17 protein-coding genes and 1 tRNA gene are annotated in these 17,519 nt (G+C 60.2%); 7 read left to right on the plus strand and 11 right to left on the minus strand.

All coding sequences use genetic code 11. The features are described 5' to 3' along the window. Window positions 1-5 precede the first annotated feature (5 nt). The 10 genes from AB731_RS02470 to AB731_RS02520 all read right to left on the minus strand — a co-directional run bounded on the left by AB731_RS02470 (window position 6) and on the right by AB731_RS02520 (window position 8,885). Complete coding sequence (locus AB731_RS02470) at window positions 6-1,391, minus strand: M48 family metalloprotease (protein WP_047092552.1); 1,386 nt, start codon at window positions 1,389-1,391, stop codon at window positions 6-8. A 45-nt stretch (window positions 1,392-1,436) separates the two neighbouring features. Beyond that, window positions 1,437-2,567, minus strand: a complete 1,131-nt coding sequence (locus AB731_RS02475) for a phosphatase domain-containing protein (protein ID WP_047092551.1) — start codon at window positions 2,565-2,567, stop codon at window positions 1,437-1,439. Window positions 2,568-2,620: 53 nt separating this feature from the next. Further along, the gene (locus AB731_RS02480) at window positions 2,621-4,045 is read right to left on the minus strand and encodes a PAS domain-containing protein (RefSeq protein WP_052768894.1); all 1,425 of its coding nucleotides are present in this window, start codon (window positions 4,043-4,045) and stop codon (window positions 2,621-2,623) included. A gap of 113 nt (window positions 4,046-4,158) precedes the next feature. Continuing rightward, complete coding sequence (locus AB731_RS02485) at window positions 4,159-4,518, minus strand: DUF2141 domain-containing protein (protein ID WP_231638810.1); 360 nt, start codon at window positions 4,516-4,518, stop codon at window positions 4,159-4,161. Window positions 4,519-4,586: 68 nt separating this feature from the next. After that, window positions 4,587-5,312 carry a sterol desaturase family protein gene (locus tag AB731_RS02490; RefSeq protein ID WP_047092550.1) on the minus strand — a complete coding sequence of 242 codons (726 nt, stop codon included), beginning with the start codon at window positions 5,310-5,312 and terminating at the stop codon, window positions 4,587-4,589. A gap of 49 nt (window positions 5,313-5,361) precedes the next feature. Next, window positions 5,362-5,877, minus strand: a complete 516-nt coding sequence (locus AB731_RS02495; RefSeq protein WP_047092549.1) for an MmcB family DNA repair protein — start codon at window positions 5,875-5,877, stop codon at window positions 5,362-5,364. 57 nt (window positions 5,878-5,934) lie between these two features. Beyond that, on the minus strand, window positions 5,935-6,342 hold the full coding sequence (locus tag AB731_RS02500) for a hypothetical protein (RefSeq protein ID WP_052768893.1): 408 nt from the start codon (window positions 6,340-6,342) through the stop codon (window positions 5,935-5,937). A 188-nt stretch (window positions 6,343-6,530) separates the two neighbouring features. Then, window positions 6,531-7,418: a serine hydrolase domain-containing protein gene (locus AB731_RS02510; protein WP_047092548.1), complete on the minus strand. Its 888-nt coding sequence runs from the start codon at window positions 7,416-7,418 to the stop codon at window positions 6,531-6,533. A 128-nt stretch (window positions 7,419-7,546) separates the two neighbouring features. Continuing rightward, window positions 7,547-7,623 (minus strand) — tRNA-Arg (locus AB731_RS02515). Between the two features lie 50 nt (window positions 7,624-7,673). Beyond that, window positions 7,674-8,885: a M20 metallopeptidase family protein gene (locus AB731_RS02520; RefSeq protein ID WP_047093130.1), complete on the minus strand. Its 1,212-nt coding sequence runs from the start codon at window positions 8,883-8,885 to the stop codon at window positions 7,674-7,676. Window positions 8,886-9,112: 227 nt separating this feature from the next. On the opposite strand from AB731_RS02520, the gene AB731_RS02525 reads away from it, so the two are divergent. Beyond that, entirely contained in the window at window positions 9,113-10,171 is a 1,059-nt protein-coding gene (locus AB731_RS02525; RefSeq protein ID WP_047092547.1) for a diacylglycerol/lipid kinase family protein, read from the plus strand. Window positions 10,172-10,173: 2 nt separating this feature from the next. Then, window positions 10,174-11,079, plus strand: coding sequence for a hypothetical protein (locus AB731_RS02530; RefSeq protein ID WP_407921637.1), 906 nt, complete (start codon window positions 10,174-10,176; stop codon window positions 11,077-11,079). A 4-nt stretch (window positions 11,080-11,083) separates the two neighbouring features. Here the strand turns inward: AB731_RS02530 and AB731_RS02535 are convergent, their stop codons facing one another. Beyond that, window positions 11,084-11,671, minus strand: a complete 588-nt coding sequence (locus AB731_RS02535) for a DUF2141 domain-containing protein (RefSeq protein ID WP_231638811.1) — start codon at window positions 11,669-11,671, stop codon at window positions 11,084-11,086. Window positions 11,672-11,869: 198 nt separating this feature from the next. Between AB731_RS02535 and rpe the strand changes: the two genes are divergently transcribed. The 5 genes from rpe to AB731_RS02560 all read left to right on the plus strand — a co-directional run bounded on the left by rpe (window position 11,870) and on the right by AB731_RS02560 (window position 17,487). Further along, complete coding sequence (rpe, locus tag AB731_RS02540) at window positions 11,870-12,535, plus strand: ribulose-phosphate 3-epimerase (protein WP_047093128.1); 666 nt, start codon at window positions 11,870-11,872, stop codon at window positions 12,533-12,535. Continuing rightward, window positions 12,532-14,391: a heparinase II/III family protein gene (locus AB731_RS02545; protein ID WP_231638812.1), complete on the plus strand. Its 1,860-nt coding sequence runs from the start codon at window positions 12,532-12,534 to the stop codon at window positions 14,389-14,391. The genes rpe and AB731_RS02545 overlap by 4 nt, the downstream gene beginning before the upstream one ends. Before the next feature lie 9 nt (window positions 14,392-14,400). Continuing rightward, complete coding sequence (gene purH / locus AB731_RS02550) at window positions 14,401-15,990, plus strand: bifunctional phosphoribosylaminoimidazolecarboxamide formyltransferase/IMP cyclohydrolase (RefSeq protein WP_047092545.1); 1,590 nt, start codon at window positions 14,401-14,403, stop codon at window positions 15,988-15,990. Between the two features lie 296 nt (window positions 15,991-16,286). Further along, complete coding sequence (msrA, locus tag AB731_RS02555) at window positions 16,287-16,964, plus strand: peptide-methionine (S)-S-oxide reductase MsrA (protein ID WP_047092544.1); 678 nt, start codon at window positions 16,287-16,289, stop codon at window positions 16,962-16,964. Window positions 16,965-17,022: 58 nt separating this feature from the next. After that, complete coding sequence (locus AB731_RS02560) at window positions 17,023-17,487, plus strand: Fur family transcriptional regulator (protein WP_047092543.1); 465 nt, start codon at window positions 17,023-17,025, stop codon at window positions 17,485-17,487. Window positions 17,488-17,519 lie beyond the last annotated feature (32 nt).

The following is a 17,519-nucleotide window of genomic DNA, read 5'->3' on the forward strand; positions in this document are numbered from 1 at the left end:
CTGACCTAGTTGCGATCCGCCAACCGTTCAAGCTGCGCGCGCGCCTGTAATTGCACATCCTGCGACCGGATCCAGTCGGGCGAGCCCACCGGAAGCGCTTGCTCTGCTGCGCTTGCGTTCATCAACGCGCCTTGCGGATTGCCGGCCATTATCTGCTGTTCAGCGCTGGCAAGCCGGGCGCGCGGCGTGTCACCGCGCTGGCCGTAAACCACACTGAGCTGATACCAGGCGAAGGGGTTTTCACGGTCCCGCCCGATGGCGGCCCGCAGAACGCTTTCCGCTTCGTCCAGATTGGCCGGATTGTCGGTTGCTATCAGGGCGTGGCCCAAAATGCTGGCGATCAGCGGATTGGACCCGGTAAGCCGCGTGGCTTCGCGCAGCGGGGGCAAGGCAGCCTCGACGCGGCCTGATTCGAGCAGGACCTGCCCTTTCAGCTCAAGGAAATAGGGGTTGTCCGGTTCCATCGCGATCAGCGCGTCCACTTCGGACAGCGCCTCCTCTATCCGTGCATCCTTGTGAAAGGCGTAGGCGCGGGCATAGCGGGCGGGAATGTCGTTCAAATATGCAGGGAAAGCCACCAGAACGCGCTCTGGGGGGGCAAGGAAGCCATACAGCTTGGCCTTTGCGCGCTCAAACCGCAGTTGCAGATCAGGATCGCTGGGCGTTTCCCATGCAGGATCGACGATATAATCTTCACGCAGGCGCGAGATGCGATTGCCTGACAGCGGGTGCGTACGGCCGTATTCCCGTTCATTCGCCTGGCTGATCCCCCGGCGGAATTCGTAATTCTGCAATCGCTGGAAAAATCGCAAGCTGCCCTGCCCGCTGATGCCTGCATCGCTGAGGAATTGCGCCCCTGCCGCATCGGCGCTGGCTTCCTGTGTACGGCTGAAAGACAGGAAACTGCCCATTGCGGCTTGCTGGCCAGCCGCCATCACACCCATTGCGGCTTCCCCGCCGCCAGCCAGTGCGGCTGCTGCTGCCAGCAAGGCGGACAGCAGAGTGATGCGCATCGCATTGCCGGCACCTTCGGAATAGCGATTGATATGGCCGCCGGTAATATGGCCCAATTCATGCGCCAGCACGCCTTGAACTTCGCCCACATCGTCGGCCTCGTTCAGCAGGCCGGAATGAATGAAAATGCGCTGTCCGCCGGCAACGAAGGCATTGATGGAATTGTCATTGATCAGGACAACTTCGACCGAGCCTTCGCCAAGTCCGGCGGCTTCGGCCAGCGGATCGACCATATCCTGCAGCAGTTCTTCTGTCTCGGCATCGCGCAGAACGCTGATGCCCTGCGCGGCGACCGGCTGGGCGACCATCGCCGAAACGGCGAGGATGCAAAGCAAATTGGCCAGGAGCCGGGCGGGTTTGAAGGCTGGTTTGCGCATAGGGTGCCATGCGTAGCGCGCACTGCGCTGAACGGAAACTGAAGATTACGGGCCGGACACGCCCTGATCACGCGATTCCTTAGCGGTTTCAACCTTTTCGACCGTGCGCACGATCTGCTCCGTTTCGCCGCCTGGCGTAAAGCCAAGCTCGCCCAGGAAGTCCACGCCCTGCTCGTAACTTTCGCCGAGCCACAGCGGAACGCCTGCCGCCTCTATGGTGGCCTTTGCAACCTGTTCTTCGGGCGAGAACGCCTCTCCCGCAGCGCTGCGCAGAAAAACCGCAGCAACGCGGCCCGGATGCGTCTCCACAGCATGGGCGAAGGCAGGCAGATCGCCTTGCGTGTCATCCCCGATCAGCGCGAATTGCATTGCCGGATACATCCCCAGGATAGAAGCGATGGCTGCTTCTTTGTGCGCGCCGTGACTGCCGGAGCCGAATGTTTCGCGGTTGAAGCCCCAATCGCGCAAGTGGATCGGGCCAAGCGGCAGACCTTTCAACCGCTGGAACGCCACCAGATAGGAAAACAGGTTCCACGGGCTGGAGGAGATGTAGAAAAATGGCCGGTGCGTCGCAGGCATCATTTTTGCGCCATGCTTCTCACCCGTTGCCGTCACGCCGCCGCCAAGCGCGCCATAAAAGGCATCCGCACCCGGCACGGCGATCCGTTCATGCGGCAATTGCGCAAGAACGCGCTTCCAATTGCGGGCAATATTGCGCGGACCGCCGGTAATGCCGCTTTCGATGATAGTGTCGTCGATATCGGATATGACGGCGAGGTTGCTGTCCTTGCCCGGCACAAGAATATGAGCGTCCGCGCTTTGCGGCCCCTCGCTGTTGATCCAGCGCAATTGCGCCACTTCCCACGCTGGATGATCTGGCAAGTCCCACGCCGGCGACAGCGCTATGTCGAAATGGACAAAGCCTTCGTGGTCTGTTGTGCCGGCCTGATCAAGCAGCGTGCCGGCTTCGCCTTCGATCACCAGCCGAACATCCACACTGCCGACTTCACGGCTCGCGAATTGCGCCATCATGGTGCGGATTGCGCGCCAGCGGGATCCTTCGCCAAAAGCGGCAGGGGCGGAGCGCAGGGCGCGCGCGGAAAGCACGAGCCGATCAGCGCTGCGATGGCCGAAATAGGGTTGGAGGCGTGTGGCTACATTGCGGGAAAAGACCATCCGCGATGCGCTAACGAATCGCGGGGTGTTTGCCCACCCATTAGCGGATTGTGTCAGCTCATCAGGCTGCGCGCAGCCTTTTCTAGCAGGCCGGCATTTTGCGGCACTTCACCCAGCACAACCAGTTCACCGGATTCTGTACGGCGTACCATCACCAGCGCAAATTCCTCGCCCTCCGGCGGCAAGGCGGCGAAACCTTGCGGTGTGATATTGCGCAATTTCCTGACCGTGACCTTGCGCGGACCTTTCCGGACAGGGCGCGTTGCGGCGCCGGCGCGGCGGAAGGCGCGTTCTTCAGCGACGACGCCTTTGAGGCCCCCGTCAGCCTGCGTAAGGTATGCCCCAAGCTTTCCCCGTTCGATGCCGTTGCGCTGCGCATAGGACAGCACGGCGGCATATTCGGTAAGCCGGGTCTTGTCGTAACCAGTGCCGAAGACGAGCTTCACAACCGGAGTCATTGGCGCACGTTCCTGCATCGCAATGCCCGCATCTTTTAACAATTCGGCAAAATCCTTCGGCGCACCGGCAGCGGCTATGGCGAAATCCCAGGCACGGCCAACCGCATCATACAGGGCTGCGCGGGTCCGTTCTTCGCTGCTGCTGGCAAGCTGCGCTGTTTCCCGCGCGGCGGCGAGCCAATCGGCCAATTCCATTGATTCCGGATCGCCAAAGGCGACGGGAACAGAGGGGGGCCCGGATGCAGCACCGGACTGGACGGGCAAATCGGATTGGCCGGAAAGATCGAATGATGGCCGCACAGCTTCTTCGTCAGGCGCGGTATCGCGCCCTAGAAACGCCGCGGGCCCATCAGCCCAGTCAGTCAGATCGGCTTTACGCGCATGGCCTTTGCCAAGCGTCAGGCTGTCTTCCAGCGCCTGGTCGATTTCCAGAAGCAATTCGCTTGCAGAGCGGGCGTCTGCCATCTCTTTCCAGTTGATCACGCCGTAAATGAAATCGATCGTTTCGTCATCGCTGGAAAAAGGCAGCAGAATGCCGCGATACAAAATGGTCGCGCCGGCATGGTTGACGAATTCGGCTTCAAAACCGATCGGCGACTGATTCGCGATGATCTGCATGTAATGATCGGTGATGCGTGACAGCAAAGAGCGCGGGGTGACGTCAGACAGGCGTTCCGGCGTGTCATCGGTTGTTTTACATTCTGCGGCCAGCTTTTCGCCAATGAAGGCGATTGTGGGATCGACCCCTCCGATCGAAAAATCCAACAGCACGCTGTTCGGCCCGAAATCGGGCAACAGCGTGGGATCAAGGTCTTCTATCGAAGGGAAATTGCGATCTTCCAGCAGGCTGGCCCAGAAATTATAGGCACGCACCTGCATCCGGCGTTCATCACCGCCGATACTGGGGGGCGGACTGTCGTCTACCTCGTCCTCAAGATCGTGCACATCGGCATCATAGGTGTCGAAACCGTCGAGATCCAACGTGTCGAGCGAGCCGATATTGCCGCGATAAGTGTCCATGCCCAAAAGCCTTTCCCTGGGATTGCAGGGACCCTTTTGGCGCGACGTGGTAAATTTTCCGTGAAGTTGCGCCGGGAAATGCTGGCGCGCAGGGCGGCAAAGCCCTGTTTATTCTAAAGCATGTACCGCATGCGTATGGTTAGTCGGCTGCTTTCGGAACCAATTGTTACGGCTGCATCATCAAAATCGGGCGGTCCCATGCGGACAGGTGCATCGCGGGAAAAACCGAATCCCTCTGTCGGCATCATCCCCAATGCACGGTCTGCGCGGCCATTGTCGTTTTCATCATGCAACAGAGCGATGGCATATGTACCGGGCGTTACATTGCGGAAATGCAGCACGGCCCCTTCGCCTGCGGGGACAACAACACGGTAGCCCTGCTGCGCATTCTGGCAGCGCGGGAACCGGTCCTCGTCACGCGTCATGCAGGCGCGCAGAACGCCGTCTGTGTTGCGGAGATTGGTGACGGACACCGTGACATCCGTACCGGCCGATTCCGCCTGCAGCGGGGCGGCGGAGGCAGTGACAGCCAGAGCTGCAATTAAGGCCGCGTTGCGGGCTGACCCAATCCTTTGTCGGTTTTGCACAGGTGATCCCAAAATCTGAAGTAGAGGCCATAATTGCAGCGATATTCGTCGTGGTGCCGCTGATGATGGCTTGCTGTTATCAGCCACTTGCCTGCTGGCGAATGAACAAGCCAGCGAGGAAACATTTCCCAACCCATATGATTGGTCACGCCCATGACTGTCATGATTGCCAGAACCAGCCCCAAAATGCTGACATGGACAGGGATCAGGAATACAAGAAACGGGATGACTATGGCACCGGTCAGCGCCTCGACCGGATGAAAGCTCATGGCTGCCCAAGCGGTTGGCGGGCGGCTGGCGTGATGGACGGCATGGGCAATGCGAAACCATTTGGGCCGGTGCATCAAACGGTGGGTCCAGTAAAACCAGGTGTCGTGGGCGAACAGGTACAGGAACAGCGATACCGGCAAATACCAAAGCGGATAATCGCCAAGATCGGTATAAAGCTGCGTCCAGCCGTGATTGTGCCATCCCCATGCGACCGCGCCTGCGGGCACTCCGTAAATCACCGCAGACAGCAGCGACCAGGCTATTTCCTTGCGGATTTGCGGATCGAGCCCGTTGTAAAGGCCCGGGCGCACCCTGGCTGTGGCCCAGGCAAACAGCGCACTGGTCGCCATATACCGCACCGCGATGATGGCTGTCATGACAAGGGCGGAAAGGGCGATGGCGGCGAGCATGTTGATGCCTCTATGCGGCCTGAGTGAAGATTCCTCTACCCTGAAAAACCTATCCCGCCAGTTCTCCGCCCCAATTGGCGCATTGCGGGTCTATTGCAACAAGCTGGCGGCGCAGCGCGGTACGGGCCAGCCGTTCCACCTCTACCCGGCGGCGCGCGGCCACGAGCGGATGGCTGGGTGCAGGACGCACGATTTCCGCATCATATTCATCGGCTACGATGACGCCGCAGCAATCGGGCCGGTAATCCGGGCCTTCGAGCACCTTGCGGTCCAATTCGGGCGGAAGACCCCAATAGAACCGGTCACAAAAATCCAGATAGTCGGGCCATTTGCCATCGCCGAGCAGATCACTACGGGCAGTTTTCACCTCCACAATAACGATTTTGCCCTTAGAATCGATGCCCATCAGATCTGCGCGCCGCCCATTGCGCAGCGGCATTTCTGTCAGCGCCCAAATTCCATTGCGCGCAAACAGGCGGCAAATGCCCCGGCAAACGGCGCGCGAACGCAAGGCGAATTCTTCAGTAGAATCATGATCGGGATGGGCGGCAAGAGAATCAGGCATGCCGCATAATTGGAACGAAATAGGAACATCGTCAAGCGGTGAGGTGACGGTATCGTGCTATGCGCTGCGTTTCGGCCCCATTCCGCCGGACGGCGGTACCAGCGCCAGCATGGCAGAGCGCGCGGCAGTGAATTCCCGCCACAGTGCCTGCGCTGCCGGTTTGCAATCGGACCCTCGCGCATTGATCGCCAGCAACGCGGCGATTCCCGGCTCCATCACGGCCGCCAGATCGGCGCAGCCATTGTCCGCCAGTTCCCGCCGCCACGGCTCTGCATCGCGCATCAGCGCGGGGAAGTTGCGGATGGTATTGTCGGCCCGTTCCGCCCGATGGCCTGCCAGCATGGCCACAACGTTGCCCGCTTCGGAAAGCGCCGCCCAGCGCAGGCTGGTCGCACTGGCCTGCGCGGTCTGACGACCAGGCCCACCGACAGAGCGGGGACCGAATTTCGGAGTGACGGCGTTCATCAGCTGGCCGATAGCCCGACAAGAGTTGCCAAGTGGTTAGCAGGCCGCGCTGGCGGAGCGGATAGGTTCCAAGGGAAAACTGGTGCACCCGGCGCGATTCGAACGCGCGACCTCTGCCTTCGGAGGGCATTACACGTAGATTCGGGCAGAAGGCCGCTTACACCAAGGGTTCGGAAAATCCTTTTTTATCAATGGCTCCACCCACTTCTTAACAAGGGTCGGAGATCGTTGCGCGTTTCAACCGGATCAGCCGGACTATTGTCGAACATAGCCAAGCCCAATGTGTCACCGGAGCGCATGACAACATTATAGCCCTCGCCGGTAATCATCCCGTAATGTGAGATGTCGTGCTCTCCCAATGCCCAGCCAAATCCGTAGTGTGGCTGCGGCGAGCCGGGAGGAGGGCCTTCAAATCCTTCCCAATTGAGAGGGCGGCTGGCGAAGTCCCAATATTGCCCTGCGGTCCCGCTCCAGCCTCCGGCAGGCCCAAGCCAAGCGTTATATGACATGCCTCGGACTTCAGGGATCAGCATCCTTATAGCGTCATCGTAAGGCTGGCCTGTCCGCTCCTCTATCAACCGACCAAGTATGCAATATCCGATATTGGAATAAACCTGTTTCGCACCCGGAGTGAATTGTTTTTCGGGTGCCGGCAGGTTCATGCATTCCGTATCTCGAGATGCGCTCGTGACAGGATCGCCATCAATATTGCTGTCCCAACCCGCAGAATGGCTTAGCAATTGGGCAACGGTTGCACCCTCGATCTCTTCGTCCAGACCGATCGTGCCCAATTCGACCAGTTCCATCACGGCGGCAGCGGTAATCGGTTTTGACAAGTTGAAGTAAGCTCGGGTTTTGCCGGCACTGTTACCGATAGATATGCTTGTGGGAGTGGCTCCGATTATCCCGTAAATTACGTAGCCATCGCCTAAGTCATGGAGTCTTGCAATCCGTTCGAGCCGCGATTCCGGGCTCGAGATCTGGATTATGATAAACAGCGACAGCAGTGACAGCAGCATCCAAAGTATTCCAACCCTGACCACGCGATTGTCTTCGGATTTAATCCTTGCTGTCATTACACCGATGTAAGGGATTTTGGGATTTCGGCCAAGCTGCGTTGTCGTCGGCGTCGACCTGGGCCGAGGCTCACTGAAAGTTTTGTGAAGGCAGCAGGCCAGTGCGCCGCAGCAGTTGATTGAAAAGATGGTGCACCCGGCGCGATTCGAACGCGCGACCTCTGCCTTCGGAGGGCAGCGCTCTATCCAGCTGAGCTACGGGTGCTTGACCTGCCGGGCGATTAGCAATGCCTGCGGCTCTCGCCAAGCCAAAAGCTACTTCCAGCCACTATCCAGAAATTCAACGGCGCAGCCAGCCAGAAATGCAGCGCCCTTGGGCATGACGCTTTCGTCCACCACCATGCGGCTGGAATGCAGCCCGCAGCAGCCCTGCCAGTCGACACCGTCTGCTGCCACGCCAAGGAAGAACATTGCACCGGGCACTTTTTCCAGCACGTAGGAGAAATCTTCGGCGCCCATGGTGGGTGAGGGCCGCTCTGCCCACGGCTCTTCTCCGCCAAGCGCAGTGGCGACGTGTTTGCCCAATGCGATCGCGCGGGCATCATTGACGGTAGGCGGGAAGCCTGGCGTTATGGTCACTTCTGCCGTGCAGTCATGCGCGCGGGCGATGTTTTCGGCCACTTGCCGCACCGCGACTTTCATGGCTTCACGCCGCTCCGGCGACAAATTGCGCATCGTGCCGAGCAGGTAAGCGCTGTCGGGAATGATATTGTTGTTGGAGCCGGCTTCCATCTTGCCGATCGTCAGCACGCTGGCTTCGGTCGCGGCAAAGCGCCGTGTGATCATGGTTTGCAGGGCAATTATGATTTCCGCAGCGACTGGCACCGGATCGACAACGTCGTGCGGCATGGAGGCATGGCCCCCGCGCCCCTTTACAGTGATCTCCAGCATATCGGCAGAGGCCATCATGGCACCTGCGCGGCCTTCCACACGGCCATGGGGGGCGTTGGGCCAGACATGCAGCGCAAAGGCAGCATCGGGCAGCGGATAATCCGTCTCACCGCCCAGCAGGCCATCATCCAGCATGAAGCGTGCGCCGTGAAAGCCTTCCTCGCCCGGCTGGAACATGAAACGTACCTCGCCTGCCAGATCATCCGTGCGTGCCGCCAGTATTCGCGCCGCGCCGGCCAACATTGCAGTATGCGCGTCATGGCCACAGGCGTGCATACGGCCGGGAATCGTGGAGGCAAAATCCAGCCCGGTGTGTTCGTCCATCGGCAAGGCGTCCATATCGCCGCGCAGCAGAACGCTCGGGCCAGGCCGAGCCCCTTGCAGGACTGCGACCGCGCCGGTGCAGGAAGGACCTTCGTGCCATACCAGCGGCAAATCGGCGAGCGCCGCCTTGACCTTCGCCAGCGTCTTGGGCGTTTCCAGCCCGAGTTCTGGTTCGGCGTGAATGGCACGGCGCAGCGCGATGATCGCGCCCTCTTCGCCCTTGGCGGCATCGAGCAGGCTGGCGGTCAACATCATTTCACTCCGTAAAATTGGTCAGGTCCCGGATACGCCGGATATCGAGCGGCTTGCAACACAGGCATTGGCCCCCATGTTTACAAGCCTACATAAAGTAGCCTTTTCGTGGTTAAACGCGAAACCAATAGCAGTGGTCGATTATTTGCGCTGCGGTGGCAGGTTTGCGGTATTCGTGAAAAAGGTCGTAGAAAATGCAGCAGGGCAGTGTGTAAGGCGATTTGGTAATGCAAAAAAGCATCCATCTTTTTGAGCGCTTGCCGCGGATTGACGCCAGCCCTGCCGGTGCAGATTCTTTGGCGGCGGATGATGGAGTTGTGTTCCCGGTGCGAAGCAAGCCGCTTGTTGGACTGATCCGCAATCGCCGAAGCTATCACAATGGTGACGAGCGCAACCAGCGCGGTGCCGTTCCGGCCAGCGCGACCGAGGATGTGATCGTCAGGTCTCCGGGACTTCGCAGCGAGCTGACAGAGATCCTGGCGGAATTCGCCGCACTCAGGGTCGATTGCGTTGCCATCGATGGCGGTGATGGAACCGTGCGCGATGTCTTGTCCTGCGGGGCAGCGATTTTCGGCGAAAGCTGGCCGACCGTCATTATTCTTCCCCATGGCAAGACCAATGCCCTTGCACTTGATCTGGGTATTCCCACCGACTGGACGCTGGAAGAGGCGTTGGCGGCAATTCACAACGGCAATATCAAACGTCGCCAGCCGCTTGTCATGACGCAGTGGGACAATGCAGAAGCCCAGGTGCGCGGCTTCATCATGGGGGCGGGCGTTTTCAATCATTGTATTGCGCTGGGTCAGCGGTCGCACGATCTTGGCGCGTTCAACGCTGCAGTGGTTGGCGTGACAACGGGCTGGAGCGTGCTTCAGGCAATTTTTGGCGGCAAGGGCAATGTGTGGCGCCGGGGCACACGGATGCGCGTGCGCAGCGCAGATGGTTCTGAAGTGGAACACCTTGGCGGTTTGCCCGCGAATGAGCGTTATTTGCTGTTCGCATCGACTCTCGAAAATTTCCCCGCGGGGCTTAATCCGTTTCGCGGGATCAGCAATCCATTGCGCGTAGCAATGCTTGATAACCCAGGGCGCGGACTGTTGTTGAGAATTGCCGGCCTGATGCGCGGTACGGCTAGCGCAGCCACAAAGCGGCGCGGCGCGCACGCCTTTGGAAGCGAAGGGCTGGAGCTCGATTTGTCCGAGAGTTTCATCCTTGATGGTGAAGCTTTCCCGGCAGGCCAATACCGGCTGAGCGTCGGTGCCAAGCTGCGCTTCGTCGTACCGTGAACCTGACGGCCCGCGTCGAAACGGCGCTGGACCGCAAGGTTGATCCCGCCATTGCCGCTTTCGCCGCGCGTCTCGGGAAAGAGGCGCAGGCCATTGCCGTGCTGTTCTATGGCTCCAATCTGCGTACCGGATCGCTGGAAGGCGTACTCGACTTTTATGTTCTGACCGACGGTCCGCCCGAGCGCGGGATTTGGCCGCGCGTATCCTACCGCGAGTGGGAGCACGAAGGGGAAACGCTGCGGGCCAAGATCGCAACCATGACGCTGGCCAAATTCGCCTACGCTGCCAGGGGCGCTTCGCGTGACAGCACCATCTGGGCGCGATTTGTGCAGCCGAGCGCGCTGGTGTGGTGCTGTGAAGGCGGTGATGAACGCTCCGGATTACCATACAGGACCGCGATCGTGGACGTGATCGAAGACGCGGTACGCATCGCATCCGAACTGGCGGTCGCGCTGGGGCCGCAAAGCGGGCGCGAGAACGACTTTTGGAGGGCACTTTTTCGGCAGACCTACAAAGCCGAACTCCGCTTTGAAAAGCCCGGGCGCGAGAATTCCATTCTGGAACTCAACGCTGCGCATTTCGCCGGATTGCTACCTGCTGCGCTGGAATCGGCCGGAATTCCATATTCCGGCACCGGCGATCTGCTGGTGCCTGTCATGCCCGCTGCTCGGCGCCGGCAGGTTTTTCGATCATGGCGTCGCTCCCGCCGGTGGGGCAAGCCGCTCAATATCGCTCGCCTGCTGCGCGCGACACGCACCTTCGACGGCGCCGGCCGCTATGCTGCGTGGAAGGTGGAGCGTCATACAGGGGTGAAGGTGGAAGTTACACCATGGCGCGAAAAACACCCGGTGCTGGCGGCGCCGGGTGTTCTGTGGAAGGTGTGGCGCGCCAAAAGACGCGCCGATTAGGGATTTACATATAGCGTATGCGGATCGTCATCGGCTTGACCTCCCGGCCGATTGAAAAGCGCGTGCGATCAATACTTGGGCGGCCGAGGTTGAAGATATTGATGCTGGGATTGTTGGACATGCCGCCGCCATCGGTTCTGATATCGGTGCTGCCATTGCCGTTGACGTCATGCCGGATCGCTATCGCGTAATCCCCGGTCGAAGGCACAGGCATGCAAATCTGCATGCTGCCAGCCCGCGCGGGCACTTCGATACGGTTCAGCCAGCGGCCGGATTCAAGCCAGTCGGCTCTCGTGCCGCGATACAATTGCACGCGCAATGTGCCGCTGGATGCTTCGATGTCGGTCACGTTGATCCAGACGGCAGGCCCCTCGCCCCGACACGGCGTGACCGAATGCCGCAGTTCCTGGCGATATTGCTGGGCGCTGGCCGGCACGGCGATGCCGGTCGCGGCCACTGCACCAAGCAGCAGGGCGCCGGAAATGCGGAAATTGCGTGTGATCGTCATGTCTTGCGTAACCCTGTTCTCGTTTACCGGACCTCGGCTTGCAGCACCGGAATTTTTCCACTCCAGCGCAAGAATGCCGCACATGATGCACAAGTCGCGCGGTCATGAAGCGGCATTACAACCCGATCCGTAATTGCGTGCTGTTTGCGCCATTTCCACTGAACACTGGCTGAAGACGGCTGTCAGCTTCGTAAAACTATGAGTTTTCCCCCACCATTGTCTTAAATCTGGCCATCCCGTCCTTGAGAGGTGATTCGCGCATCTTTATCGCAGGGGATGCATATGACCCGCCCGCTTATCTCTCCTTCGATCCTTTCGGCCGACTTTGCGCGGCTGGGCGAAGAAGTGCGCGCCATTGATGAGGCCGGTTGTAACTGGATCCATGTTGACGTGATGGACGGGCATTATGTGCCCAATATCACTATCGGGCCTGACGTCGTGAAGGCATTGCGCCCGCACACGCAAAAGACCTTTGATGTGCATCTGATGGTATCGCCGGTCGACAATTGGCTGGAAGCCTTTGCCGATGCGGGCGCTGATATCATCACTGTCCATCCGGAGGCGGGTGCACACACGCATCGCACGGTGCAGGCGATCCGCGCTTTGGGCAAGAAAGCGGGCATATCGCTCAATCCCGCGACGCCAGCCAAAATGCTCGATTATCTGCTTGAGGAAATCGATCTGGTGCTGATCATGAGTGTCAATCCCGGTTTCGGCGGACAAAGCTTCATTCCATCGCAGCTGCGCAAGATCGAGGCGGTGCGCCGCATGATCGACAAGGCCGGGCACGATGTGCTGATCGAAGTCGACGGCGGCGTTAATCCCGAAACCGCGCGGCAATGTGTGGATGCGGGCGCGGATGTGCTGGTTGCTGGTTCTGCCACATTCAAAGGCGGGCCTGATCATTACGCGGCCAATATCGCCGCCCTGCGCGGAGATGCCGCGTGAACGCCGAGGCGCTCGGGCTGCGGCGCGAGGCGCAGGAAAAGGGCGCACATCTGCAGCATGAACTGGCGCTCCCGCTGGACGCCCACATCGAAGAATCGCTGGTCGAGAGTGATGGCGATACGCACGGCACGCATGAAACCATTGCTGCCGACCGCGCTCTGGTCCTGACGGACTTCGATCCGCCGGCGATTTCGGCGGGCGAGCGTTTCCTCCGCATGGCCTATCGCATGGGCATACCGGGCAGCACGTTAGCGCAGCCGTTCCGCAGGCCTGCGCGGACGCGGTTGTTGGCGACGGTTGAAAGCCCGCTCGCTGGTGAACGCGCTGCAGGCATGGCGCTGCGGGCAGGGCATTTCTACGTTCACGGAGTCAAGGCACCGATTGCGCAGGTGGATTTCGGGCCGACCGCAAAACTCAGTCCGCCATTCGAGCGCACGGTGCACGGCTTTACCTGGCTGCGCGACTTGCAGGCCTGCGCCCCGCGCGAACAATGTACCCAGGTGGCAGAGCGTGTCGTCACGAGCTGGCTCAAGGTCAATCCGAAGCCCGCAAAGGGTCCGGCCTGGAAAGTTGAGCATGCCGGGCTCCGGTTGCTTGGCTGGCTGGTGCACGCGCCGCTGATAATGTCCGGAAAGGACAAGGCGCTGCGGCAGGATGTCATCGCGTCGCTGGAAGAAACCGCGCGCTGGCTTGACCGCAACGTTACCCGAGCGCCTGAACGCATGGGAGAGCTGGCCGGATGGTGCGCAATCACTGCTGCCGGATTACTCCTGTCCGATGGCAAGCCCCGCCGCCTGTTCGGCGAGGCAGGTTTGGCGCGGACGCTGGGTGAATTGGTCGGCGATGATGGCGGCGTGCTGTCACGCAGTCCGCTGGCGCAAATTCAGGCGATCGAACTGCTGGTGGAGCTGTCCGCTTGTTACCGCGCGGCGAAGCGTGACATTCCGGAGGCCATTCAGGCCGTGCTGCAATTGCTGGTGCCGCCGCTGCTGGCGCTGACGCACGGCGATGGCGGGCTTGGTAGCTGGCAGGGCGGCGCCGCTGTTCCGGCAAGCCGACTGGCCGCTTTGATCGAGGCGAGCGGCGTGCGCGCCCGCCCCTTACGTGAACCGCGTGGGTGGGGTTATCAGAGCATTGCTGCAAAGCCCGCTGTTTTGCAGGTGGATGCATCTCCGCCGCCGCTTGCACGCCATGCGCGGCACGGATGCGCGTCCACGCTGGCGTTTGAATTCAGTTATGGCGATCACCGGCTGATCGTGAATTGCGGCGGTGCTGCGATGGCGGGCGGGCAAGTGCCTATCCGCATCGAGCAGGGTCTGCGCGCCACCGCTGCCCATTCCACGCTGACGCTGGGCGATGCGAATTCGACGGCAGTCCTGCTTGACGGCAAGCTGGGCTCTGGCGTGGGCGAAGTTGAAATCGAGATGCGCACGGTCACGTTGAAGAACGGCAGCGCGCGGCGTCTGGAGGCGAGCCATGATGGCTATGCACAGCGGTTCGGCCTGCTGCACAAACGCATCCTGATCCTGCGCGATGATGGCAGCGAATTACGCGGTGAAGATGTGCTGGTGCCTTCTGGCCGCAAGGGTAAGCGTGGCAAGGTTTCCTATGCCATCCGGTTCCACCTAGGCCGCCACGTCGAGGCCACTCTCGGTGAAGGCGGGCGCAGTGCCAGTCTCGTGCTGCCCGATGGCAGCTTCTGGCAATTCGTCACCGGAGAACCAGGCCTCGAAATAGAAGAAAGCATGTGGGTCGATGGAAACGGTCGCCCGCATCCGGTACAACAGCTGGTGATTCAGGGCCTCGCCTCACGCGGCGGCGGCAATTTTTCCTGGCTGCTCAAACGAATGGGATAGGCATCACGCATGACTGACGTTGCGATCAAGCGGGCACTGATTTCGGTGTCCGACAAGACCGGTATTGTCGAACTCGCCAGCCGTTTGGCGAAGGTCGGGGTCGAACTGGTTTCCACAGGCGGTACGGCCAAGGCGTTGCGCGAAGCGGGCCTGCAAGTGCTCGATGTGTCGGACGTGACGGGCTTTCCTGAAATGATGGATGGCCGCGTGAAAACGCTGCACCCGATGATCCATGGCGGATTGCTGGCGGTGCGCGATGATCCTGCCCATGTGGACGCGATGGAGGCACACGATATCGGCGCGATCGACCTCGTGATCGTCAACCTGTATCCCTTTGTGAATACCGTTATGAGCGGCGCGGACCGCGACACGATCATCGAGAATATCGACATCGGCGGGCCGAGCATGGTGCGCTCTGCCGCGAAAAACCACGCCTATGTGACGATTGTAACGGATCCGGAAGACTACCGCGGCCTGTATGATGAACTGGCCGAGCACAATGGCGGCACCACTCTGCCGTTCCGCAAACGCATGGCGGCGAAGGCCTTTGCGGCCACTGCGGCTTACGATTCGGCCATTAGCAGCTGGTTCGCTTTTGCCGATCAAGGCGCGATGTTCCCGGAGGCTTTGACTGTGGCGACAAAGCTCGGCTCGACCCTGCGATATGGCGAAAACCCGCACCAGAATGCCGCGCTTTACCTTCCCAATGGACCGGCCACTGGCGGAGTGCCGCAGGCAAGCCAGGTGCAGGGTAAGGAACTGTCTTACAACAACCTCAACGATGCCGATGCGGCGCTCAATCTGGTCGCGGAATTTCCCGCTGATACGCCCGCCATCGTGATCGTAAAGCACGCCAATCCTTGCGGAGTTGCCCAAGGCGCGAGCCTGCTTGAGGCTTGGGAAAAGGCGCTGGCTTGCGATAGCGTATCTGCCTTCGGCGGAATTGTTGCATCCAATGTACCATTGGACCAGCCGACCGCCGAGGCGATCACCAAGATTTTCACCGAAGTGGTTATTGCACCTGGTGCGGATGAACCAGCACGGACAGCGTTCGCGGCCAAGAAAAACCTGCGCCTGTTGCTCGTCGAAGGCCTGCCTGATCCAGCCCGCCCTGGTCTCGATATGAAGAGTATTGCGGGCGGCATGCTGTTCCAGTCGCGTGACAATGGTGTGATTGATGCCGGCGATCTCAAAGTGGTCACAAAGCGCCAGCCAACCACACAGGAAATCGCCGATGCCCTGTTTGCATGGAAAGTCGCCAAGCACGTCAAATCCAATGCCATTGTCTATGCAAAAGACAATGTGACCGCAGGGATTGGCGCGGGCCAGATGAACCGCCGCGATTCCTCCCGCATCGCCGCCCTGCGCGCTGCCGAAGCTGCAGAGGCTGCTGGCTGGGATGCGCCGATGACAGTTGGCAGCGCGGTCGCCTCGGATGCGTTCTTCCCTTTCGCCGATGGTTTGATGAGTGCAGTAGAAGCGGGCGCGACCATGGTTATCCAACCCGGCGGATCCATGCGTGATGAGGAAGTCATCGCCGCCGCGGATGAGGCCGGCATCGCAATGGTCTTCACCGGAATGCGCCACTTCAAACACTAAGCCTTTGGCTGGCCGGGACCGTTATGGGGCGAAGGTCCATCTGGAAGCGGATTGGCTTGTCACTATTTTAAGAACGCACGGCCTAAAGCGCTGTGTGAACGGCAGGCAACGCGCGAATTCAGTCGTTCGAAAGTAACCGATCCCTATCAGGGTGACGAACTGACCGACAACTGACCTTCAAACCGGACCATTGCCATGACGCTCTTTTCTTCTGATCTCGTGCGCTCTTTTCTTTTGGGCTTTGGTGTAACCGCGACCGTGCTTGTGGCGAATATCTTCCCACAACTCGGAGGAGCATGATGCATTTTAGGACTGTCTTCACAGCGATCGCCATGGGCGCCAGCGCCCTTGCACTGACGCCCGCCACAGCGTCTGCCGAGGTGTTCGATGCGCCCACGGCCACGCGCCAGGCCAACGAACAGGGCCTGCAAACCGCGATCTTCGCTGGCGGCTGCTTTTGGGGCGTCGAAGCCGTGTTCAGTCACACCCGCGGCGTAACCAGCGCTGTTTCAGGCTATCATGGCGGAACGGCGCAAAACGCCACATACGACCGCGTCTCGGGCGGTTTTACGCGCCATGCAGAAGCTGTGCGCGTGATCTACGATCCGTCTGTCGTGCGCTATGACCAGCTGCTCGAGATCCTGTTTTCGGTCGTCGCCGACCCGACCCTGCGCAATCGTCAGGGGCCCGATCGCGGTGCCCATTACCGTGCGGCAATTGTGCCGCTGACAGCAGAGCAGCGCACCGTCGCGCAGTCCTACATCCGCCAGATGGCACGGTCGGGGGTGTGGAGCGATCCCATTGTCGTTCAGGTGGAAAACCACAATCGCTTCTTCGAAGCAGAGGCCTATCATCAGGATTTCGCCCAGCGCAATCCGAACCACGGTTACATCCGCCGCTGGGATGCACCCAAGATCCGGGCGCTGCAGGCCAATTTCCCCGGCCTGTACCGCGCCCGCTTTCGCACCGGCTGATTCCAAGCCCGATCCTGCATAAGATTGCCATAACGGGGCCAATGCCTATGTTGGCCCCATGGCAACGCATCATCATCACAGCGAACATTCCGGCGATAAGCTGATCAAAGAAGCCGGCGCGGTCCTTTCCGAAGCTGGCGAACAGTGGACGGCCATGCGGCAGGATGTGTTCCGCGCATTGGCAGCACAGGATCGGCCGGCTTCCGCATATGACATCGCCGAACAGGTGGGTAATGCGCGCGGAAAGCGGGTTGCAGCCAACAGCGTATACCGCATTCTCGATCTGTTTGTGCGCACCAACCTTGCCAATCGAATCGAAAGTGCCAACGCCTATCTGGCAAATGCACACCCCGGTTGCCGCCACGACTGCATTTTTCTGATTTGCGACGATTGCGGACAGGCCGATCACTTCGACGATGATTCGCTAACGGGAGGCTTGCGGCAGGCGGGCCGGGATCACGGATACACAAATGTCCGTCCGGTGGTGGAACTGCGCGGGCTTTGCCGCGAATGCGCAGGATAGCCGGCGACAGACCGTGCCGTTTTGTCGATAAA

Origin of the sequence: Aurantiacibacter marinus (assembly GCF_001021555.1) — a bacterium.
In the GTDB taxonomy this organism is placed as follows: domain Bacteria; phylum Pseudomonadota; class Alphaproteobacteria; order Sphingomonadales; family Sphingomonadaceae; genus Alteraurantiacibacter; species Alteraurantiacibacter marinus.